The organism is Pseudoruegeria sp. SK021 (assembly GCF_002119405.1).
Lineage (GTDB): Bacteria > Pseudomonadota > Alphaproteobacteria > Rhodobacterales > Rhodobacteraceae > Meridianimarinicoccus.
Map to the genome: position 1 here is coordinate 22,542 of NZ_MTBG01000017.1, position 19,920 is coordinate 42,461.

Sequence of the window (19,920 nt, forward strand, 5' to 3'; positions counted from 1 at the left end):
ACAGCAGCAGGGTCGGGGCGGTGCCGACTGCCTGCTGCCCGAAGACGCGCTTGCCAAGGGCACGCAATCGGGGCACTTCTGAGCCATGACCAGTTTTTCCGACGCGGCCCTTGCCGCCACCGCCCGTATGCGTGCGCTGTTTCCGCCGACGCCCTTGCAGCGCAATGAGTTTTTGTCCCGCCGCTTCAACGCCGATATTTGGTTGAAGCGCGAGGATCTGTCACCGGTGCGGTCCTATAAAATTCGGGGCGCATTCAACGCCATGCGCAAGGTGCGGGCGGACACCCCCGATCAAGGCCAGTTCGTCTGTGCCAGCGCCGGAAATCACGCGCAGGGCGTGGCGTTTGCCTGCCGCCACTTCGGCGTACGCGGAACAATCTTTATGCCGGTAACGACGCCGCAGCAGAAGATCCTCAAAACCCGGACCTTCGGGGGCGAGGCGATCACGATCAAGCTGGTCGGGGATTATTTCGACGATACGCTGGCCGCCGCGCAGGACTATTGTGCGGGGATCGGCGGGCATTTCCTGTCGCCGTTCGATGATGATGATGTGATTGAGGGTCAGGCCTCGGTCGCGGTGGAGATTCTGGATCAATTGGGGGCGGCGCCGGATGTGGTGGTTCTGCCGGTTGGTGGCGGCGGATTGGCCTCGGGTGTGCGGATGTTCTTGGCCGAGGCGGCCCCGGATGTGGCGCTGCGGCTGGTTGAGCCGGCCGGCGGGGCCAGTCTGACGGCGGCTCTGGCGGGGGGCGGCCCGGTCACCCTGAAGAAGGTTGATAATTTCGTCGATGGGGCGGCGGTGGCGCGGATTGGCGATCGTACCTATGCGGCCTTGTCCGATGTGCCGCTGGCACAGGTCCTGACCGCGCCCGAAGACAGAATATGCGCCACCCTGATCGAAGTGTTGAACATTGAAGGGATCGTGTTGGAGCCAGCCGGAGCCTTGGCGGTCGATGCGCTGACCGATCTGGCGGGCGAAATCGCAGGCAAGACCGTGGTCTGTGTGACCTCGGGCGGGAACTTCGATTTCGAGCGGTTGCCAGAGGTGAAGGAACGGGCCCTGCGGTTTTCCGGGGTGAAGAAGTACTTTGTGCTGCGCCTGCCGCAACGTCCGGGGGCCCTGCGTGAGTTCCTGTCGTTGCTGGGGCCAGATGACGATATCGCCCGGTTCGAGTACTTAAAGAAATCAGCCCGGAATTTCGGGTCGGTCTTGATTGGGATTGAAACCGCCGAGGCGGCGAATTTCACCGATTTGTTCGCTCGGCTGGATGCCAAGGGATTCATCTATGAAGACATCACCCAAAACCAGACCCTGTCCGAGTTCCTGATCTAGCCTCTCAAGGCTCAGGCGACGGCGCCAAGGCGCGGCAGTCCGGCCAAAAGGTCGGATTTGGACTGATCATAGGCGTTGAGAATTGGGGTAATGTCGATTTCGGCGCTGGTGCCCGTGCGGGCGTCGACTTCGGCGGTTTGGCACAGGCGGGCCAATTCGTCGAAGCCAAGGTTCAGGGCGGCACCTTTCAGGAAATGCATCAAATCTTCCAGATCACCCGGCGTCAGCGGAGTGGCGGGTGACGGCGCGCGCAGTGTTTGCGCCACCGATTCGGTTTCTTCCAAAAACAACGCCACGACTTCGGAAAACGCGTCTTCGCCGACCTCTCGTCGAAGGTCTTGTACTCGTGCCCAATTCATATCCGATCCTTTAACGGCTGTGCTGCTAAAATCTTCCCTGACGTTAAACGAACCGCCTTAACGGAGGATTGCCGATTTCGGTCGAATGCGGGGCTTCATGCATTCTTAAGCCGGGCATGCCACCACTGGTGCAGATGTGGGAGGCGGGATCATGCAAGCAGTGCGGCGACGGCCCGCCGAAGCCGCAGATATTGACGAAGACATGCGCATTCTGGTGGTCGATGACAGCCGGGCGCAGCGCTTGTTGCTGGCGTCGCAATTGCGGCGGTCGGGGTATCGGGTATCCGAGGCCGCAAGCGGTGAGGCCGCGCTGGAAATGGCCGCGGTGCAGACATTCGATCTGGTAGTCAGTGATTGGATGATGCCCGGCATGACCGGGCCGGACCTGTGCATGGCGCTGCGGACGCGGTGTGACCGAGATTACGTGTATTTCATTCTGCTGACATCGAAGACCGAACAGGCCGAGATCGCCGAAGGGTTGGATCGCGGTGCCGATGATTTCCTGAGCAAACCAGTGAATGGGGATGAACTGCGTGCCCGGATCAGGGCCGGAGGGCGGATCATCGCCATGCAGCACGAACTGACCCGAAAAAATCGTCTGATTGGTGAGACTCTGACCGAATTGCAGGTGCTGTATGATCAGATCGACCGCGATCTGGTCGAGGCCAGCAAGTTGCAGCAATCCTTGATGCGCGAGCGCCATCTGGAATTCGACGCCGGGTCGGTGTCTTTGTTGCTGCGGGCCAGCGGACGGGTTGGCGGCGATCTGGCCGGTGTCTTTCGCGCCAGCCCAACCCAGTTGGGGCTGTATTCGCTGGATGTGTCCGGGCATGGGATCGCATCGGCGCTGATGACGGCACGGCTTGCGGGGCACCTGTCGACCAGCGCGCCGGAACACAATATTGCCCTGAGCCATGTGGCCGATGATCGGTACCGTGTTCTGCCGCCAAAAGATGTGGTGCAACGGTTCAACAATCTGATGTCATCGTCCATCGAGACCGAGCACTATTTCACGATCTGCATCGGTGTTCTGGATCTGGACAGCGGCGAAGTGGTCATGTCGCAGGCCGGGCACCCGCATCCATTGGTGCAACGCAAGGACGGACGGATTGAGTTTCACGGCCATGGCGGCTTGCCGGTTGGGTTGATTGAAAATGCACGGTATGACCAGTTTCGGTTCCGTCTGAACCCGGGGGATCGGCTGCTGATGTGTTCTGACGGGATCACGGAATGCCCAGGGGTGCAAAGCCCGATGCTGGATGATGACGGGCTGGTTGAGATGCTGTCCCGTAACCACGCCGCCACCGGCCCTGCCCTTTTAGAGGCCTTAGTCCGCGACCTGATCGTCTTTCACGGCAATGACAATTTTCCCGACGACGTGTCGGCTGTGCTGTTTGAATATCGTGGGGCGGGCGGATGATCGGCGCGCGATTTGGGTTTAGACGACCCCGGACAGTACCCGGCGCAGGGCGGCCCGATCGCCGGGGCTGGCCACCTTGGTCGCCGCGGTCTCTATGGGCATCCAGACGGCGGTGTGACCGGGTTCAGACGGCGGTCCCAGCCGACGGACTGGCCGCGCGAGGTAGATGGTACAGACCTTTTCGGCCCACAGATCGTACTCGGGCATGAAGGTAAACCGCCGATAGCTGCCGATCCGCCGCGCCGCCGCCATCCGCCAACCGGTTTCCTCGAACACCTCGCGATGTAAGGCGTGCACCGGGTGCTCTCCGGGGTCGATCCCGCCGCCCGGAAGCTGAAATTCAGGCACGGGTGACATCTGGTGGGTCAGCAAAACATCACCGCCGCGCAGCAACACCGCATAGGCCCCGGGGCGGCGTGTATAGACTGTACCGGTCACAGCAGGATCGCCAAATCTGCGCATCGGTCTTGGACCTCCGGTTGTCGTGCCTATATGGAGGCGGTATGCCCAACTCAACGGGCAAAGGAAACCCCATGACCATTGGAACAAAAATCGCTTGGGACGACACCGTCCTTCCTTTTCAACTTGACCGTGCCGATATCCGCGGCCGGGTCGCGCGGCTGGATGGCGTGCTGGACAACGTCTTGGCTCAGCACAATTATCCGCCACAAATTGCGGCCCTCGTGGCCGAGATGGCCTTGCTGACCGCGTTGATTGGCCAGACCATCGATCTGCGCTGGAAGCTGTCATTGCAGGTGCGTGGCAACGGACCGGCGCGGCTGATTGCAACGGATTACTATGGCCCCTCGGCTTCTGGAGAGCCGGCCCGGGTGCGGGGTTATGCCAGTTTTGATGCCGACGCATTGACCGATGCGGATCCGTTTTCGCAGATCGGAAAGGGCTATTTCGCCGTTCTGATTGATCAAGGCGAAGGCACCACGCCCTATCAAGGCATCACCCCGATTGCCGGCGGATCGTTGCGCGCCTGCGCGGAAACCTATTTCGCTCAGTCTGAGCAGCTTCCGACCCGGTTCGAGTTGTCGTTTGGCACCTCGCAAGAGGCGGGTGGCCGGTCCGGCTGGCGCGCCGGTGGTGTGATGTTGCAGCATATGCCCAAAGCCTCGCCCTATGCCACTGGCGGTGGCTCTGGCGAGGGTGGGTTGCTGGCCTCGAACGACCTGTTGGACGCGACTCAGGAAGAGAACTGGAACCGGGTGAACGTACTGCTGGACACGGTGGATGCGTTGGAATTGGTTGGCCCCAGTGTGCAACCGACCGAGCTTTTGGTGCGTCTTTTCCACGAAGAGCAACCGCGCGTCTACGATCCGCAGCCGGTGCAATTCGGCTGTACATGTAGCGAGGATCGGGTCCGTCAAAGCCTGTCGATCTACTCGGCCAAAGACATCGCGTACATGACCACGCCCGAAGGCATCGTTACTGCGGATTGCCAGTTTTGCGGTGCGCATTACGAGATTGACCCACAGACCGTCGGTTTTGAAGCGAAGACTGGACCGGATGGGGCTGCGACCGAGCAGCCGGGTGGACCGACGGCCGACGGACCCGATGACCGGGAATGATCCGATCGGGCCTCTGCGCATCGCGCTGGCAGGCCCGGTTGACCCTGCATTTGGGTCGTCGGATTACGATCTGAACCCGGGCAGCGTTCCGCCTGAAGGGCGGGCGCTGCGCAAAGCGGCGGTGCTGGTCGGGCTGATCGATGACCCGTCAGGTTGGCAGGTTCTTTTGACCAAACGGTCGTCCCGGTTGCGCCATCACCCGGGACAGATCGCCTTTCCGGGCGGCAAGCTGGACCCGGATGATGACGGCCCCGAAGCCGCGGCGCTGCGCGAGGCCCGCGAAGAAGTCGGCCTGCCCTCGGGCTTGGTGGACATTTTAGGCCGTTTGCCCAGTCATGAAACCGTCACCGGATTTGACGTGGTGCCGGTGGTGGCGCAGATTACTGCGCCATTCCGCCTTGTGGCTGAGCTGGGCGAGGTCGCCGAGATCTTTACCGTTCCTTTGGCGCATGTCACGGATGCTTCCCGCTTTCGGATCGAAGGCCGCCGTTGGCGGGGGCAACGGCGCTTGTATTACACGGTGCCGTACGGACCCTATTACATCTGGGGCGCGACCGCGCGGATCCTGCGGATGCTGGCAGAGCGGAGCGCACGGTGACCCGGCTAACCGCGCCATGGCTGAACGATTCTCAGGTGCAGGCGGTCTTTGATGCGCTGGCCGGGCACCGGGTGTTGTTCGTCGGCGGCTGTGTCCGCAACGCGGTGTTGGGTCGTGCCGCCAGTGATCTGGACTTGGCGACCGATGCCGTGCCGGAGGCGGTGATTGCGGCGGTCGAGGCTGCCGGTCTGAAAGCCGTTCCGACCGGGATCGAGCATGGCACGGTCACGGTGGTCTCGGGTGGGCGCGGCTTTGAAGTCACAACCTTTCGCCGGGATGTCGAGACTGATGGTCGCCGCGCAGTGGTGCAGTTCTCCACGCGAATGGACGAAGATGCGCAGCGGCGCGATTTCACCATGAACGCGCTTTATGCTGATCGCTGCGGTCAGGTTTTGGATCCGATTGGCGGACTGGAAGACCTGCAGGCGGGCCGGGTACGGTTCATTGGCGACGCACTTGCGCGGATTGCCGAAGATTATTTGCGGATCCTGCGGTTCTTTCGCTTTCATGCTTGGTATGCGGATCCGGCTGAGGGAATAGACGCCGAGGGGCTTGCGGCCTGTGCGGCCGGGGTGGACGGCCTTGATCGGCTGCCTGCGGAACGGATCTGGCAGGAATTGCGCAAGCTGTTGGCGGCGCCCGATCCGGCACCTGCCGTGGCGGCCATGGCGCAGTCTGGCGTGCTGGCGCGGGTGATGCCGGGGGCTGTGCCTGACGGGCTGACGGTGCTTGTCGCGCTGGAGACGGAGGCTGGCCTCGCTCCGGATCCGCTACGGCGGATGGTGGCTTTGGGCGGGCCGGACCCGGCGCAGCGGCTTCGTCTCAGTCGGGCGGATGCGCGGACCGGGGCGCAGTTGCGCGCGGGCGTGTCTGACGGGGCAAGCGCGGCCACGCTAGCTTGGCGTTTTGGCGCGGCTGTCGCGTGGGATATTGGGGTGCTGCGGGCGGCGCTGATTGGGGGAGGGCTGCCATTTGGCTGGGCTGAAGCCGTGGCCCGGGGGGCCGCAGCGCAGTTTCCGATCTCGGCGTCTGATTTGATGCCCGCTTTTACCGGCCCGGCGCTTGGCGCGCGTCTGAAGCAATTGCAGCAGCACTGGATCGCGTCGGACCTGACGCTTGACCGGGACGGGTTACTGGCGCTGGATTGATCCGCGCGTGTGTTCCCCCGTGGCGCGGGGGTGTTACAGTCGCGGCGACCAGATTGCGCGAAAGAGCCGCTGTGCGCAGGAGGCGTGACCTTTAATCCGGCACCGACTGGCCGGATATGGCGGTGCTGTGCCGCGTGGCGCGCCCTTGCCTTGGCTGAGGTTTCCCTTGCCGGGGAAACGCGCTAGGTAACGGTGTCGCCCCTGCCAGTCAGAGCCATTTCCCCCATGTTCCGTTTTTTTGAAACCCTTGTGGATCCCTACGTTTCGTATGCCGAACAGGACACGCCGCCGCGACGGTTGTGGCCGTTTCTGCGCAATTATTCCCGGCCCTTCCGTGGGGTGTTTATCGCCACAGGGTTGTTGTCGGTACTGGTGGCGGCGGGCGAGGTCGGGCTGATCTACTATATGGGCCGTCTGGTCGATTTGCTGGGCGGAGCCGGGCCTGCGGCGTTCTGGGCGGCCCATAGTGTCGAATTGATCCTTGTGACGCTGGCAATCTTGGTGTTGCGCCCTGTGGTGCAGGGGCTTCAGGTTCTGCTGCTGAACAACGCCATTTTGCCCAATTTCGGAACGCTGTTTCGGTGGCGGGCGCATGGCCATGTGCTGCGCCAGTCGGTGGGGTGGTTCGAGAATGATTTCGCGGGCCGGATTGCCAACCGGATTATGCAGGCCCCGCCAGCGGCCGGTGAAGCCGTGTTCCAAGTGTTCGATGCTCTGTCCTTTGCGATCGCCTATTTCATCGGCGCCACGCTGATTCTGGGCGATGCCGATCCGCGACTGGCGGTGCCGTTGATCGTCTGGCTGGCGCTGTATGCCGGGTTGACCCGCTGGACGATGACCCGGGTGGGCCCCGCGTCAAAAGCGGCGTCGGATGCGCGCTCGATGACCACAGGGCGGATTGTCGACACCTATTCCAACATCCATTCGGTCAAGATGTTCGCCCATCACCGGCGCGAACTGGCCTTTGCACATGAGGCGATCGAACGGACACGCCAGACCTTTTCCCGTGAGATGCGGATCTTCACGATCATGGATGTGTCGCTGACCGTTCTGAACGGGGTGTTGATCGTCGGTGTGGTCGGCTGGGCGTTGTTTCTATGGAGCCATGGGTCGGCCACGGTTGGCGTGGTGGCCACCGCTGTGGCGCTGACCCTGCGGCTGAATGGAATGGCGGGCTGGATCATGGCTGCGGTCTCTAGCCTGTTTCGCAATCTGGGGGTCGTGGCCGAGGGTATGGAAACGATCGCACAGCCGATTGCACTGCTGGATCGGCCGAACGCACCGCCGTTGGATGTGACGGAGGGCAAGATCACGGTCTCGAACTTGAGCCATCATTACGGACGCGGCGCGGGGGGATTGCAGGATGTTAGCTTTACCTTGAACCCGGGCGAAAAGATTGGCTTGATCGGGCGCTCGGGGTCCGGAAAGTCGACGCTCGTCAAGCTGTTGCTGCGGTTCTACGATACTGAATCGGGCCGGATCGAGATCGACGGTCAGCCGATTGATGCGGTCCAGCAAGAAAGCCTGCGGGCGGCGATTGGCGTTGTGCAGCAGGATAGTTCGCTACTGCACCGCTCGGTCCGCGACAACGTTCTTTATGGGCGGCCAGACGCAACCGAGGCCGACATGATCGCCGCCGCCCAGAAGGCCGAGGCGCATGAGTTCATTCTGGGACTGCGCGATTCCGAAGGGCGCAGCGGTTATGATGCCCAAGTTGGTGAGCGTGGTGTGAAACTGTCCGGCGGTCAGCGGCAGCGGATCGTGCTGGCCCGCGTGATCTTGAAAGACGCCCCGATCTTGGTGTTGGACGAAGCCACCAGTGCGCTGGATAGTGAGGTTGAGGCCGCCATCCAAGAAACGCTCTATGGGATGATGCAGGGCAAGACCGTGATCGCGGTGGCGCATCGGCTGTCGACCATCGCGCGGATGGACCGGATTCTGGTCTTGGATGATGGCCAGATTGCAGAACAAGGAACCCATGACGATCTGTTGGCCCGGGGCGGTATTTATGCCGGTTTCTGGGCGCATCAATCGGGCGGTTTCCTGAAAACAGACCCAGCGAAGGAGGCAGCGGAATGCGCTATGTGACCCGGATCGGCAGTTGGATTGATGCGTTCCGTCCGGCAGAGGGGCCACCCCCCCGGCAATTGGGGGCGTTCTTTCGCTGGGCCTTGTCGGGCGCATTCGGTGTGTTGGCGTGGTCGGCTGGTATCTCGGCCTTGGCGGGAGCGCTGGAGGTGGTCACGGCGGTGATCCTCGGCTGGGTCATCGACGCGGCGCTGTCTTCGGGGCCGGACAGCTTTTTCTCAAGCCAGTGGCCATTGGTGGCGGGCAGTCTGGTCTTTTTCGTGCTGCTTCGGCCGCTGGTCTTTGGGCTGTCGGCGGCGGCGAACGGCATCCTGATCGGTCCGAATGTGCAACCTTTGGTGTTGTCGCGGTTGCACCGCTGGACCCTTGGGCAGGCCGTGACCTTTTTCGACAATGATTTTGCCGGGCGCATAGCGCAGAAACAGATGCAGACGGCCCGTGCTGTTACGGATGTTACGGCCGAATTTATCAACGTCATCTGCTTTGCGCTGGCCTCGCTGGTGGCGTCGGCGCTGTTATTGGCGACCATCGATGGCTGGATCGGTTTGGCCTTGATGGTGTGGCTGGTCGCTTATCTGGCGCTGATCACGTGGTTCATGCCGCGGATTCGCGGCAGCTCCATGGGGCGGGCGGCGGCGCGGGCGCTGGTGACCGGGCAGGTCGTCGATACGGTGACCAACATGCGGACGGTCAAGTTATTTGCCCATGCCGAACATGAGGATCGGGTGGCGCTGGATGCGATGGGCCGCTTCCGCGAGCGGGCCTTGGCGTTCGGCGGGTTGTCGTCGCTGTTTCGGTTTGCCCTGATGGCTTTGGCGGGTCTGTTGCCGGTGCTGCTGGTGGGCGGGGCGTTGATCTTATGGACCCACGGGCTGGCCACGGCAGGCGATATTGCCGCATCGGGTGCGATTGCGATCCGCATTGCGCAAATGACCGGCTGGGTCAGCTTCACGTTGATGGGCATTTATTCCAATCTGGGCGAGGTCGAGGACGGGATGCACACCCTGACCCCGCCGCATGGGCTGACCGATCATGGCAACGCAGTGGAACTGTCCGCCGAGGCCGGGCCGATCGGCTATGACAATGTCACGTTCGCCTATGGCCGCGATACGGGCGGGGTCATGGATCTGACCCTATCGGTTGGCGCGGGCGAGAAGCTGGGTGTCGTGGGTCCGTCGGGGGCGGGCAAGTCAACGCTCGTGGCGTTGTTGCTGCGGCTTTACGATCCCGAGACGGGGCGGGTTTCGGTTGGGGGCCATGATTTGCGCGACCTGACTCAAGAAAGCCTGCGGCGCCGGATCGGCATGGTCACGCAGGAAACCGCGATGTTCAATCGGTCGGCCCGGGACAACATCCTGTATGGTCGCCCCGATGCCAGCGAGGCCGAGATGATCGCGGCGGCGCGCAAGGCCGAGGCGCATGACTTCATCCTCGGTTTGGAAGACCATAAGGGGCGGCGCGGCTATGATGCGCATCTGGGCGAGCGCGGTGTCAAACTGTCGGGTGGGCAGCGGCAGCGGATTGCTCTGGCCCGGGCCATCGTGAAGGATGCGCCGATTCTGGTGCTGGACGAAGCGACCAGCGCATTGGACAGTGAGGTCGAGGCGTCGATCCAGTCGGCGCTAGAGCGGGTGATGGAGGGTAAAACCGTCGTTGCCATCGCGCACCGCTTGTCGACCTTGGCGCAGATGGACCGGATCATCGTGCTTGAGGCCGGGCGCATCGTCGAACAGGGCACCCATGATGCGTTGCTGGAGCAAGGCGGAATTTACGCCCGGTATTGGCAGCGTCAGTCCGGTGGCTTCATTGTGGATACCGAGGCGGCCGAGTGACACAGGTCAAGCTTTTCGCCGTCGCAGCGATTGTTGGTGGGGCTTTCTTCGGACGCCTTGGTCAGGTAGAGGCAAGGGCTGACCCCGTACCCCTGTGAGGATCGACGCCTATGACCGCTGCATACCCTTTGGTGTCGCTATGATCCGCACCGTGACCATCGACCGGCTGGGCCATTTGGGCGACGGGATCGCCGAAGGACCTGTGTTTGTGCCACGCACCCTTCCGGGTGAGGTGATTGAGGGCAATGTTCTCGGCGACAAGATCGCCGCGCCGAAGATTGTCACCCCCTCTGAACTGCGGATTCGACCGCGCTGTCCGCATTACGCAACATGCGGTGGCTGTGCCTTGCTGCATGCGACAGACGGTTTTGTCGCCGACTGGAAGCAGTCGGTGGTGGCGGCGGCTCTTGCGGCCCAGGGGCTTACGGCGGAGATGCGGCCAATCCAGACCTCGCCCGAACGGTCGCGGCGTCGGGCGACTTTGGCGGGCAGACGCACCAAGAAAGGCGCTGTGGTCGGATTTCACGGTCGTCAGTCGGGCACCCTGACGGCGGTGCCGGAATGTCATGTTCTGACTGACGCGCTTCGGGCACTGTTGCCGGTGCTGGAGGATCTGACGATTCTGGCAGGGTCCCGGAAGGGCGAGATCAGCTTTGCCGTGACGGACACGGAAGCGGGCGCTGATGTGGCCGTGACCGGTGGCAAGCCGCTGGACCGCGATCTTGAGGCCGGATTGGCGCAGGCGATTGCCGGACATCCAATCGCGCGGCTAAGCTGGGACGGCGAAGTCATTCTGATGGCGCAGTCACCGTTTCTGCATTTCGGAGCCGCCCGGGTGGTTCCGCCCCCGGGGGCCTTTTTGCAAGCAACCCTGGCGGGTGAAGCGGCCTTGCTGGCCGCGGTGACAGAAGCCGTGGGTTCGGCGTCCCGTGTTGCGGATCTGTTCGCGGGCTGCGGCACCTTCGCATTGCCATTGTCCAGTCAGGCCGACGTGAAGGCCGTTGAGAGCGATGAGGCGATGACCGCGGCATTGGCGGCCGGTTGGCGCGGCGTTGGCGGCTTGCATGCACTGACGGTCGAGACCAGAGATCTGTTCCGGCGTCCGCTTTTGCCGGACGAATTGGCCCGGTTTGGGGCGGTGGTGATTGATCCGCCGCGGGCCGGAGCTGCTGCTCAGGTCACCGAGTTGGCCCGGTCAACGGTGCCGCGCATTGCCATGGTGTCGTGCAACCCTGTGACATTCGCACGGGATCTGGCGACGTTGGTGGCAGGGGGCTACACGCTGGATTGGGTGCAGGTTGTGGATCAGTTCCGTTGGTCTGCGCATGTGGAAATGGCCGCACAACTGTCCCGAAGCTAGGCGGGACGTCTTGGTCCGCCACGAAGAAAGGGGTGCCGCGACTTGCACTGCAATTTAGTGACAGATTTAAATTTTGTTGTCTATTGGGCGATAGCATCTTCCGAGGGTCGGTGTTCTTCCGTACCATTCTGCTTAGGCAGTATAAAAAAATAGGCAGCAAAATGCGTGCATTCATCTACGGGATTCTGGTCGTGGCAGGTCTTGCCGTCGCCGGATGCGGCCGTTCTGATCAGTCGGGTCAGGGTGGCAATTCCAAGTTCAAGGCCTACAGGGGCCCTGAAGTGACTCAGCTTTATGTATCAAAAGAACGGCGCAAGCTTTACCTTCTCAGCGGTATCGACGTGATCAAGACTTACGACATGGACTTGGGGTTTGCGCCGGACGGGCCGAAAACGGTGCGTGGCGATGGTAGGACACCGGAAGGGTACTATTTGATCGATCGCCGCAATCCGAACAGTCAGTTCCACCTGTCGATTGGAATTTCTTATCCAAACCAACAGGATGTGGCGAAGGCCGAGGCGGCAGGCGTCGATCCGGGAGGCGATATTTTCATCCATGGCGAGGCCAAGCGCCGGACCTCTGCTGCGGATTGGACCGCCGGATGTATTGCGGTCACCAATGCTGAAATGGAAGAGATCTATGCGATGGTGAAGGACGGGACGCCGATCTACATCGCGCCCTGATTGCTTCCGAGAAGGCAGTGCCAATGCTGATGCGTTGGCGCTGCATCCGCGATCCCGCCCGAAGACAGAGACCTGTCATTCGGGCGGGGAAGGCGCGTTAGATTGACGGCTGGACCAGGCTGTTATCGCCGAGAATGATATCCCACCAGATCAGGCCCGACGGGTCTTGGGTCCAAGCGAATCCCATCTCGTTGGCCTGACTGTTCAGAATTTCATCCCCCCATGCACCGTCTTGAACCCACGCGGCCAAAACTTCGAGCTCTGTTTCGAAGGTCTGCGCATAGACCTCACCAACCAAATATCCGGTATACCCGGCGCGATTGACCCGCTCGTAGGGGGAGGAGCCGTCCGACCCGAACGGCCAAGCGCGGTTTTGCCGCGACATATCACGGGCATGCGATTCGGCGGCTGCAGTCAGTTGGGCATTCAGCGTCAAGGGCTGTGCGCCGACGCCCGCACGCAGAGAATTGACCGAATCGAGCATTCGGTACTGAATGTCAGCCGTGTCACTCGATCTGATCTTGTAGACGCCTGCCTGATCTGTGACGGGACCAGTTGGGGCACAGGCGGACACAGCCAGAGCCACTAACGTTAATGAGAAACCACGGCGATTCATTTGGGGCCTTCCAGTTGCATGGCGCAGCCATATCGCGGCTTGGACAGTGTTACAAACTGAACCAGTCCCCCACATACAGGTTTGATTTGCGATTGAGGCCTTTGAGCCATATATAACCTGTAACCCCATATAGAAAGGGATACCGTCCATGTCCAAATCGACCTCACCCCTGTCCCGGCGGCGTTTTATTGCCACGGGTGCCGCACTGGCAGGCGGCGTTTCAACCGGGCTTGCGTCTGGGGCTTGGGCTCAGAGCAGCACATCCTTGGTGACGCCGGCCGTGGTGCCGACCGCAGAGAACGCAACGCGGAATATCTCGGGCTTCCGGGCGCATCACTGGGAGCCATATTTCGCCAATCTCGACAACGGGGCGATCTTGGTCGATGTGAAGGCGCGCACGCTGCATTACTGGTCCGAGGATCAGAGCGTGTTCAAAATCTATCCCACCAGCGTGCCCGAAACCGCGGATCTGACCCGGCTGGGCAGGACGTCTGTGACCCAGAAGGTCGTTGGGCCCAGCTGGCGACCAACCCCGTCGATGATCAAGCGCAACCCCGAATGGCCGCCCTATGTGCCGCCGGGACCGGACAATCCGTTGGGCACCCACGCGCTGTACCTGTCGTGGCAATATTACCGTATTCACGGCACCCACGACACGCGCAAGATCGGGCGGCCATCATCGAATGGCTGCATCGGTCTTTACAATGAAGACATTCAAGAGCTGTTTTCGCTGACAAATGTTGGCACTCAGGTGCTGCTGATCTGAGGCCTAAATGCATCACATCGCAGCAGAAGTTCAACATCTGTTGCGTTTTTTCCAATTGCGCGGCAATACCGAAAGTACGAGGTAGAAATTCCCGTCGTCCGCTACCCTCACCTCATATTCTGATGGGCGGCAACTATCTGGAGGCTAATATGAAGAAACTTGCACTCGCCGCTGTGCTGTCGGTTGCCGCTACGAATGCTTTCGCTGGAAGCATGGCTGAGCCGATGGTCGAGCCTGTAATCATCGAACAAGAAACTGCCGGTTCCGACGGCGGCTGGATCATCCCGGTTCTGCTGCTTGCTCTGGTCGGTGTTGCAGCTGCCAGCTAATTTTAGCTGATCTGCAAAGACTACGGAAAGACGGAATCTTCGGATTCCGTCTTTTTGCGTTTGGGCGGGTGTGATCCCGCCCAATGTGGACACGTTTAAAGCCAGCCGGTCAGGTTGTCCTCGATCACCTCGACCAATGCTGCAATATGGGCGCTGTCATCGTTCAGGCAGGGAATATAGGTGAAGCTTTCGCCGCCTGCATGTTCAAAGCTTTCCCGGATTTCTTCGTTAATTTCTTCAAGGGTTTCGATGCAATCAGCCGAAAACGCTGGCGCAATCACCGCGATGCGCTTCTGCCCGGCCGCAGCAAGGCGTGCGACCTCTTCCACCGTATAAGGCTTGAGCCATTCTTCCGGGCCGAACTTGGATTGGAAGGTGGTGACAATGTCGGTGTCGGCCCAGCCCAGACGCTCTTTCAGCAGGCGCGAGGTTTTTTGACATTGGCAGTGATAGGGGTCGCCTTCGGTCAAGTACCGCACCGGCACGCCATGATATGAGGCCACCAGAACGTCGGGTTTGACCGCCATTTCGGCATAGGCGCGCTCGACCGATTGGGCCAGAGCATCAATATAACTGGGACGGTCGAAATAGGGGGCGACGGTGCGCGCGGCCGGTTGCCATTTCGGCGCCTCCAAGGCGCGAAAGAACGCGTCATTGGCGGTGGCGACCGTGGCACCTGCGTATTGCGGATACAGCGGGAAGAACAGAATCTTCCGGCAGCCTTTGTCGATCAGGCTTTGGACTTTTGATTTGGTTGATGGATTGCCGTAGCGCATGCAGAAATCGACCTCTACATCGGCGCCGTGCAACTCACCAATCGCGGCGGCAACCTTGGCGGTCTGTGCCTTGGTGATTGTCATCAACGGGCTTTCCCCGGCGGCGTGATTCCAGATCGACTTATAGGCTGCGCCAGATTTTTGGGGCCGTTTGCTGAGAATCACCAGTTGCAACAGCGGTTGCCAGACCCACGGGCTGTAGTCGATCACCCGGCGATCTGACAGAAACTCGCTTAGATAGCGGCGCATCGACCAGTAATCGTAATTGTCCGGCGTTCCCAGATTGGCCAGCAGAACTCCGATCTTGGGCCGCGCGACGGGCGGGTGATTGTTGGGCAGATGCGCCCCGGGCTGCGTCGCGGCTATCGGGGCTGGCTGCGCGTGCACATCTTGCGGCATTGCGGTGTCGATCCTTGTACATGGGTATCTCTGCGGACATAGGGAGAATTCCGGCGGGGTCAATCGTTGGGGCGGTCAGGAAGCGCATGCTCTTGCGCCCCCAAAACATCTGCCAGCCGGGCGGCGGCACTGCCGGGGCGTAAGGGTTTGGGTTGATCCGACGACGGTGCCCAACCGGTTAGGGTCACCATGTCGAAGGTGGCTTCGACGCGGCCATCGGGGGTGGCAAAATGCGCGGCATAAAGGGCTGCGGCCTGCGCGAACAGCGTCCGGGGCGCGAATCGGCGCGATCGGGCTGTGAGAGCATTGGTTTCCCCCATGGCCCTCAGGTCGGCCATCAGGTGCAGAGCCGACGGGTAGGTGACGGTGCGCGGCAGACTATCGGCCACCGGCAGGGCCAGCCCAGCCCGTTGCAGCAGGGCGCCCAGATCGCGGATCTCGCCCATGGGGGCGACGCGGGGGGATAGGCCACCGGTCAGTGCAATTTCCGCTTCGGCCAAGCAGCGGCGCAATTGGTGCAGGGTTTGGCCGCCGAACATGACCCCAAGGAACAACCCATCCGGCGCAAGGGCCCGGCGGCACTGGACCAGTTGCCCGACCGGGTCGTTGGCCCAATGCAGCCCCAGACCGTGGATCACCAGATCATGCGCCCCGGGGGTAAGGTCGATCAGATCTGTGTCTGATACGACCGTGGCCTTTGGAAACGCTTTAGACCAGATTTCGGGAAATCCGGTGACAATCGCTGGGGATGTAAACACCCTGTTAACCTCGTCCAGTCTTTCCTGAATCTCACAGGCCGCGTCCTCATGCAGGAAAAGCGCGGGGCTGGGCCCGGAAAAGGCGCGACGCCGGTTGCGCCAAAGGGCGCTTTGATCGGTCAAGGTCGGTGGGGCGCTGGCCATGGCGGGTCCTTTGAACGGGCAGTGGGGCGAGATGGGCGCAGGAAACGGTGATCTGCCACAAACTAACCTTCTTGATCGGATTTTCCCACCGCAGTGTCTGCTCTGCGGCGCATTGGTACAGTCGGGCGGCGGCTTGTGCGGCGCGTGCTGGCGCGACACCCCGTTCATCTTGGGGGTCGCCTGCGATCAATGTGGTGCACCGCTGATCGGTGAAGACCCCGGAATACCGATTCGTTGCGATGATTGCCGCGCGGTCGAACACCCTTGGCGCAAAGGCCGGTCTGTCATGGTCTATGACGGTGGAACGCGGCGGTTGGTGCTGGCGCTGAAGCACGGCGATCGCCTGGATCTGGTGCCAGCCGTGTCTGGCTGGATGGCGGCGCGGGCCGGGCCGCTGTTGGACGCGGATACCCTTGTGGTGCCGGTGCCGGTGCATTGGCGGCGCCTGTTGCGGCGGCGGTACAATCAGGCGGCGGTTTTGGCGTTGGCGCTGGCCAAGCGGTTGGGCCTGCCTTGTGTCCCCGATCTGTTGCGGCGAGCGCGGGCAACCCCGGTACAGGACGGAATGGGGGTTGAGGCGCGATATGCCAATCTGGACGGGGCAATCAAGGTCACGGACCGGTACGGGCGGCTGCTCAATGGCCGGTCCGTTCTGCTGGTGGATGATGTGATGACGTCAGGCGCAACACTGAGCGTTTGTGCAGAGGTCTGTGTGCGGGCTGGGGCGGCTCAGGTCAACGTGTTGACACTAGCGCGGGTTGTTCGGGATACCTAAGTGTTAGCAGAACCAGTAATGAGGACACGAGATCATGCAAACCGTTGAAATTTACACGTCGCCCACCTGTGGCTTTTGTCATGCCGCCAAACGGCTGCTGACCACCAAGGATGTGGCGTTTACTGAAATCGACGTGGCACGCGATCCTGCCCGCCGGCAAGAGATGATGGGCCGGGCCAATGGCCGCCATACGGTGCCGCAGATCTTCGTGGGCGACACCCATGTGGGTGGATGCGATGATCTTTTCGATCTTGACCGGTCAGGAAAGCTGGACCCGCTTCTGGCTGGGTGATCCATGCGCGCCGCCCTTGTGCAGATGACAAGCTCTGACCAACCCGCCGAGAACCTCTCGGCGGTGTCGGCGTTGGTCGATGCCGCCGTGGCGCAAGGGGCGGACTTGGTGCTGACCCCGGAAGTGACCAACTGCCTGTCCGCCAATCGCCGTCACCAAATGGCGGTGTTGTCCCTTGAGCAGGATGACCCGGTGCTGGCTGGGCTGCGCAACTTGGCCGCGCGCCATGGGGTTTGGCTGTCGGCGGGTTCCTTGGCGGTGAAGACCGGCGATCCGGATGGTCGGTTTGCCAACCGGTCGTTTCTGATTGGTCCTGATGGCGAAATTGCGGCCCGTTACGATAAGATTCACATGTTCGATGTGACCCTCTCTGAGACCGAGAAATATGCCGAATCCTCGGGGTATCGGCCCGGGTCGTCGGCGGTTGTGGCCAAGACCCCATTGGCCGCGATTGGGATGAGCATCTGCTATGATTTGCGATTTGCCGCACTGTATCGCCGGTTGGCGCAGGCTGGGGCGCAGGTCATCATCGTGCCGTCGGCGTTTTCGCCGGTCACCGGTGCGGCGCATTGGGAGCCGCTGTTGCGCGCCCGGGCGATCGAGACCGGATGCTTTGTACTGGCTGCGGCCCAGACCGGGCAACACCCGGCCAGTGCTGGACAGCAGCGCCAGACCTACGGCCATAGTCTGGTGGTGTCGCCATGGGGCGAGGTTCTGGCCGATGGCGGCACCGTGCCGGGCGTAACCCTCGTAGACCTTGATCTGACAGAGGTTGACCGCGCGCGGGGACGGGTGCCATCACTGGATCACGATCGGGCGTTTACAGGCCCCTGACGACCATCAGGCCGGTTTCAGGCTGGCCGTGACATAATTCACTGACAGATCCCGCGCCGACAAAGACCATGACCAGTTCAGCGGATTGAAGACAAAGCCCTTGCGATCCACCGGGGTCAAGCCGGCCTCGGTCAGCAAGGAAAACAACTCTTCCGGGGTCAGGAATTTGGTCCAGTCATGGGTGCCCTTGGGAAGCCAGCGCATCACGTGCTCGGCCCCGATAATCGCCATGACATAGCTTTTCGGATTGCGGTTCAGGGTTGAGGTGATCATCAACCCGGCGGGCTTGAGCAGGCGCTGACACGCGGTCAAATAGGCCTTCGGATCGGCCACATGCTCCACCACTTCCATATTGAGGACGACGTCGAAGGCCTCGCCTGCCTCGGCAAGCGCTTCGGCGGTGGTGTGGCGATAGTCGATGTCCAGCCCGCTCTGATCGGCATGAAGTTGGGCCACTGGAATATTGCGCGGCGCGGCGTCGGCCCCGACCACGGTCGCCCCCAACCGGGCCATCGGCTCACATAACAGCCCGCCACCGCAGCCGATGTCCAACAGGCGCAGCCCGGCAAACGGCAGCGGCGCAGTAAGGTCGCGACCATATTCCGCCGCAATCTGGTTGGTGATATAGTCAAGGCGGCAAGGGTTCAGCATGTGAAGCGGCTTGAATTTGCCGTTCGGATCCCACCATTCACTGGCCATCGCTTCGAACTTGGCGATCTCGGCGGAATCGACCGTGGTTTGATCCAAGGGAGATGCGGCAGTCATTCAGCGTTCCTTTTCTTGTCCGCCCCATATGGTCGGAGCCAGTTCCGCGTTATATAGGTCAGTTATGGAGCAATTCGCAGGTCAAAAGAACCTTTCCCAATATCTGTACCCGCCGATTGATGCGTTTGATCAGCGGATGCTGGACGTGGGCGACGGTCATCGCATTTATGTCGAGCAATGCGGCAACCCGGACGGAATGCCGGTTGTCGTGCTGCATGGCGGTCCGGGTGGCGGGTGCAGTCCTGCAATGCGGCGGTATTTCGATCCCGAAGTGTATCGGATCGTGCTGTTCGATCAGCGCGGCTGCGGCCGATCCCGCCCTCATGCCAGCGTTGAGAACAATACGACGTGGCATCTGGTGGCGGATATCGAGATGATCCGGAAAACGCTGGATATTCCGCGCTGGATTGTGTTCGGCGGCAGTTGGGGGGCGACCCTGTCGTTGGTCTATGCACAGGCCCATGTGCAGCACGTCGCCTATCTGGTGTTGCGCGGCGTCTTCTTGATGACCAGGGCCGAACTGGAATGGTTTTACGGCGGTGGGGCTGGGCAGTTCTGGCCCGATGTCTGGAACAAGTTCACCCGGCTGGTGCCCGAGGACGAACAGGATGATCTGATTGGTGCCTATCATCGGCGGCTGTTTTCCGGCGACACGGCGGTCGAGACCCGGTTCGCACGGGCGTGGTCGGCATGGGAAAACGCGCTGGCCTCGGTGCGAAATGATGGCATGACCGGGGAAAGCCCGGCAGATTATGCCCGTGCCTTTGCCCGGCTGGAAAATCATTATTTCATCAATAGCGGGTTTTTAGAGACGGACGGTCAGATTCTCGCCAATGTCGGGGTGCTTGCGGATACGCCGGGAACCATCGTTCAGGGCCGCTATGACATGATTTGCCCGCCCGCTGCGGCGTGGAATTTGGCGAATGCTTGGCCCAAATGCACGCTGAAATTTGTTCCCAACGCGGGGCATGCCCTGTCCGAACCGGGGATCAGCGCAGAGCTTGTCCGGGTGATGGATGATCTGAGGCCGCAACGCCGGGTGCTGGGCCTGTAACCCGGACGCATCGC

Annotated in this window: 21 protein-coding genes; 15 read left to right on the forward strand and 6 right to left on the reverse strand. The window is 61.5% G+C overall.

Translation table 11 applies throughout. From position 1 onward, the window contains the following. Positions 1-85: 85 nt before the first annotated feature. A complete protein-coding gene (gene ilvA, locus BV911_RS11495; protein WP_086053760.1) occupies positions 86-1,333 on the forward strand; it encodes a threonine ammonia-lyase IlvA in 1,248 nt (415 codons plus the stop codon). An 11-nt stretch (positions 1,334-1,344) separates the two neighbouring features. Here ilvA and BV911_RS11500 read toward each other — a convergent pair whose 3' ends face one another. Continuing rightward, entirely contained in the window at positions 1,345-1,692 is a 348-nt protein-coding gene (locus BV911_RS11500; RefSeq protein WP_086053761.1) for an Hpt domain-containing protein, read from the reverse strand. Between the two features lie 151 nt (positions 1,693-1,843). Between BV911_RS11500 and BV911_RS11505 the strand changes: the two genes are divergently transcribed. Then, positions 1,844-3,112, forward strand: a complete 1,269-nt coding sequence (locus BV911_RS11505; RefSeq protein WP_240512222.1) for a PP2C family protein-serine/threonine phosphatase — start codon at positions 1,844-1,846, stop codon at positions 3,110-3,112. A gap of 18 nt (positions 3,113-3,130) precedes the next feature. On the opposite strand, the gene BV911_RS11510 is transcribed toward BV911_RS11505, so the two are convergent. Beyond that, positions 3,131-3,574 (reverse strand): NUDIX hydrolase, encoded by a 444-nt coding sequence (locus tag BV911_RS11510; RefSeq protein WP_086053762.1) that lies wholly within the window; start codon positions 3,572-3,574, stop codon positions 3,131-3,133. 71 nt (positions 3,575-3,645) lie between these two features. Between BV911_RS11510 and BV911_RS11515 the strand changes: the two genes are divergently transcribed. The 7 genes from BV911_RS11515 to BV911_RS11545 all read left to right on the forward strand — a co-directional run bounded on the left by BV911_RS11515 (position 3,646) and on the right by BV911_RS11545 (position 12,398). Continuing rightward, positions 3,646-4,689 carry an Hsp33 family molecular chaperone HslO gene (locus BV911_RS11515; protein ID WP_086053763.1) on the forward strand — a complete coding sequence of 348 codons (1,044 nt, stop codon included), beginning with the start codon at positions 3,646-3,648 and terminating at the stop codon, positions 4,687-4,689. Then, positions 4,676-5,287, forward strand: a complete 612-nt coding sequence (locus BV911_RS11520; protein WP_086053764.1) for a CoA pyrophosphatase — start codon at positions 4,676-4,678, stop codon at positions 5,285-5,287. Before BV911_RS11515 ends, BV911_RS11520 begins: the two co-directional genes overlap by 14 nt. Further along, the gene (locus BV911_RS11525) at positions 5,284-6,435 is read left to right on the forward strand and encodes a CCA tRNA nucleotidyltransferase (protein WP_086053765.1); all 1,152 of its coding nucleotides are present in this window, start codon (positions 5,284-5,286) and stop codon (positions 6,433-6,435) included. The genes BV911_RS11520 and BV911_RS11525 overlap by 4 nt, the downstream gene beginning before the upstream one ends. 225 nt (positions 6,436-6,660) lie before the next feature. Then, positions 6,661-8,523: an ABC transporter ATP-binding protein gene (locus BV911_RS11530; protein WP_086053766.1), complete on the forward strand. Its 1,863-nt coding sequence runs from the start codon at positions 6,661-6,663 to the stop codon at positions 8,521-8,523. Beyond that, on the forward strand, positions 8,511-10,355 hold the full coding sequence (locus tag BV911_RS11535) for an ABC transporter ATP-binding protein (RefSeq protein ID WP_086053767.1): 1,845 nt from the start codon (positions 8,511-8,513) through the stop codon (positions 10,353-10,355). Before BV911_RS11530 ends, BV911_RS11535 begins: the two co-directional genes overlap by 13 nt. Positions 10,356-10,494: 139 nt before the next feature. After that, complete coding sequence (locus tag BV911_RS11540; protein ID WP_086053768.1) at positions 10,495-11,715, forward strand: class I SAM-dependent RNA methyltransferase; 1,221 nt, start codon at positions 10,495-10,497, stop codon at positions 11,713-11,715. Between the two features lie 161 nt (positions 11,716-11,876). Continuing rightward, entirely contained in the window at positions 11,877-12,398 is a 522-nt protein-coding gene (locus BV911_RS11545) for a murein L,D-transpeptidase family protein (RefSeq protein ID WP_086053769.1), read from the forward strand. Positions 12,399-12,495: 97 nt separating this feature from the next. Here the strand turns inward: BV911_RS11545 and BV911_RS11550 are convergent, their stop codons facing one another. After that, a complete protein-coding gene (locus tag BV911_RS11550) occupies positions 12,496-12,882 on the reverse strand; it encodes a CAP domain-containing protein (protein WP_371588117.1) in 387 nt (128 codons plus the stop codon). A gap of 280 nt (positions 12,883-13,162) precedes the next feature. On the opposite strand from BV911_RS11550, the gene BV911_RS11555 reads away from it, so the two are divergent. Further along, a complete protein-coding gene (locus BV911_RS11555; RefSeq protein ID WP_086053771.1) occupies positions 13,163-13,780 on the forward strand; it encodes a L,D-transpeptidase in 618 nt (205 codons plus the stop codon). Between the two features lie 149 nt (positions 13,781-13,929). Next, complete coding sequence (locus tag BV911_RS11560) at positions 13,930-14,109, forward strand: hypothetical protein (RefSeq protein ID WP_086053772.1); 180 nt, start codon at positions 13,930-13,932, stop codon at positions 14,107-14,109. 95 nt (positions 14,110-14,204) lie between these two features. On the opposite strand, the gene hemH is transcribed toward BV911_RS11560, so the two are convergent. Both hemH and BV911_RS11570 read right to left on the reverse strand, forming a co-directional pair. Beyond that, complete coding sequence (gene hemH / locus BV911_RS11565) at positions 14,205-15,284, reverse strand: ferrochelatase (RefSeq protein ID WP_086053773.1); 1,080 nt, start codon at positions 15,282-15,284, stop codon at positions 14,205-14,207. 59 nt (positions 15,285-15,343) lie between these two features. Beyond that, positions 15,344-16,186 (reverse strand): SAM-dependent methyltransferase, encoded by an 843-nt coding sequence (locus tag BV911_RS11570; RefSeq protein ID WP_086053774.1) that lies wholly within the window; start codon positions 16,184-16,186, stop codon positions 15,344-15,346. 31 nt (positions 16,187-16,217) lie between these two features. Between BV911_RS11570 and BV911_RS11575 the strand changes: the two genes are divergently transcribed. Genes BV911_RS11575 through BV911_RS11585 form a run of 3 tightly spaced genes read left to right on the forward strand, consistent with a single transcriptional unit; the run spans position 16,218 to position 18,087 of the window. After that, positions 16,218-16,961, forward strand: a complete 744-nt coding sequence (locus tag BV911_RS11575) for a ComF family protein (RefSeq protein ID WP_086053809.1) — start codon at positions 16,218-16,220, stop codon at positions 16,959-16,961. 34 nt (positions 16,962-16,995) lie between these two features. Further along, complete coding sequence (gene grxC / locus BV911_RS11580; RefSeq protein WP_086053775.1) at positions 16,996-17,253, forward strand: glutaredoxin 3; 258 nt, start codon at positions 16,996-16,998, stop codon at positions 17,251-17,253. Between the two features lie 3 nt (positions 17,254-17,256). Further along, the gene (locus tag BV911_RS11585; RefSeq protein ID WP_086053776.1) at positions 17,257-18,087 is read left to right on the forward strand and encodes a carbon-nitrogen hydrolase family protein; all 831 of its coding nucleotides are present in this window, start codon (positions 17,257-17,259) and stop codon (positions 18,085-18,087) included. Between the two features lie 6 nt (positions 18,088-18,093). Here BV911_RS11585 and ubiG read toward each other — a convergent pair whose 3' ends face one another. Further along, complete coding sequence (gene ubiG, locus BV911_RS11590; protein ID WP_086053777.1) at positions 18,094-18,852, reverse strand: bifunctional 2-polyprenyl-6-hydroxyphenol methylase/3-demethylubiquinol 3-O-methyltransferase UbiG; 759 nt, start codon at positions 18,850-18,852, stop codon at positions 18,094-18,096. 64 nt (positions 18,853-18,916) lie between these two features. Between ubiG and pip the strand changes: the two genes are divergently transcribed. Further along, the gene (gene pip, locus BV911_RS11595; protein ID WP_086053778.1) at positions 18,917-19,906 is read left to right on the forward strand and encodes a prolyl aminopeptidase; all 990 of its coding nucleotides are present in this window, start codon (positions 18,917-18,919) and stop codon (positions 19,904-19,906) included. Positions 19,907-19,920 lie beyond the last annotated feature (14 nt).

What these genes read in the sequence shown, in the direction of transcription:
- BV911_RS11550 (WP_371588117.1), bottom strand. Translation starts at nt 12,882, where the DNA reads ATGCTCGATTCGGTCAATTCTCTGCGTGCGGGCGTCGGCGCACAGCCC.
- BV911_RS11505 (WP_240512222.1), top strand. Translation starts at nt 1,844, where the DNA reads ATGCAAGCAGTGCGGCGACGGCCCGCCGAAGCCGCAGATATTGACGAA.
- ilvA (WP_086053760.1), top strand. Translation starts at nt 86, where the DNA reads ATGACCAGTTTTTCCGACGCGGCCCTTGCCGCCACCGCCCGTATGCGT.
- BV911_RS11585 (WP_086053776.1), top strand. Translation starts at nt 17,257, where the DNA reads ATGCGCGCCGCCCTTGTGCAGATGACAAGCTCTGACCAACCCGCCGAG.
- BV911_RS11535 (WP_086053767.1), top strand. Translation starts at nt 8,511, where the DNA reads ATGCGCTATGTGACCCGGATCGGCAGTTGGATTGATGCGTTCCGTCCG.
- BV911_RS11520 (WP_086053764.1), top strand. Translation starts at nt 4,676, where the DNA reads ATGACCGGGAATGATCCGATCGGGCCTCTGCGCATCGCGCTGGCAGGC.
- grxC (WP_086053775.1), top strand. Translation starts at nt 16,996, where the DNA reads ATGCAAACCGTTGAAATTTACACGTCGCCCACCTGTGGCTTTTGTCAT.
- BV911_RS11510 (WP_086053762.1), bottom strand. Translation starts at nt 3,574, where the DNA reads ATGCGCAGATTTGGCGATCCTGCTGTGACCGGTACAGTCTATACACGC.
- BV911_RS11515 (WP_086053763.1), top strand. Translation starts at nt 3,646, where the DNA reads ATGACCATTGGAACAAAAATCGCTTGGGACGACACCGTCCTTCCTTTT.
- BV911_RS11570 (WP_086053774.1), bottom strand. Translation starts at nt 16,186, where the DNA reads ATGGCCAGCGCCCCACCGACCTTGACCGATCAAAGCGCCCTTTGGCGC.
- BV911_RS11555 (WP_086053771.1), top strand. Translation starts at nt 13,163, where the DNA reads ATGTCCAAATCGACCTCACCCCTGTCCCGGCGGCGTTTTATTGCCACG.
- BV911_RS11500 (WP_086053761.1), bottom strand. Translation starts at nt 1,692, where the DNA reads ATGAATTGGGCACGAGTACAAGACCTTCGACGAGAGGTCGGCGAAGAC.
- pip (WP_086053778.1), top strand. Translation starts at nt 18,917, where the DNA reads ATGGAGCAATTCGCAGGTCAAAAGAACCTTTCCCAATATCTGTACCCG.
- BV911_RS11545 (WP_086053769.1), top strand. Translation starts at nt 11,877, where the DNA reads ATGCGTGCATTCATCTACGGGATTCTGGTCGTGGCAGGTCTTGCCGTC.
- hemH (WP_086053773.1), bottom strand. Translation starts at nt 15,284, where the DNA reads ATGCCGCAAGATGTGCACGCGCAGCCAGCCCCGATAGCCGCGACGCAG.
- BV911_RS11575 (WP_086053809.1), top strand. Translation starts at nt 16,218, where the DNA reads ATGGGCGCAGGAAACGGTGATCTGCCACAAACTAACCTTCTTGATCGG.
- ubiG (WP_086053777.1), bottom strand. Translation starts at nt 18,852, where the DNA reads ATGACTGCCGCATCTCCCTTGGATCAAACCACGGTCGATTCCGCCGAG.
- BV911_RS11530 (WP_086053766.1), top strand. Translation starts at nt 6,661, where the DNA reads ATGTTCCGTTTTTTTGAAACCCTTGTGGATCCCTACGTTTCGTATGCC.
- BV911_RS11540 (WP_086053768.1), top strand. Translation starts at nt 10,495, where the DNA reads ATGATCCGCACCGTGACCATCGACCGGCTGGGCCATTTGGGCGACGGG.
- BV911_RS11560 (WP_086053772.1), top strand. Translation starts at nt 13,930, where the DNA reads ATGAAGAAACTTGCACTCGCCGCTGTGCTGTCGGTTGCCGCTACGAAT.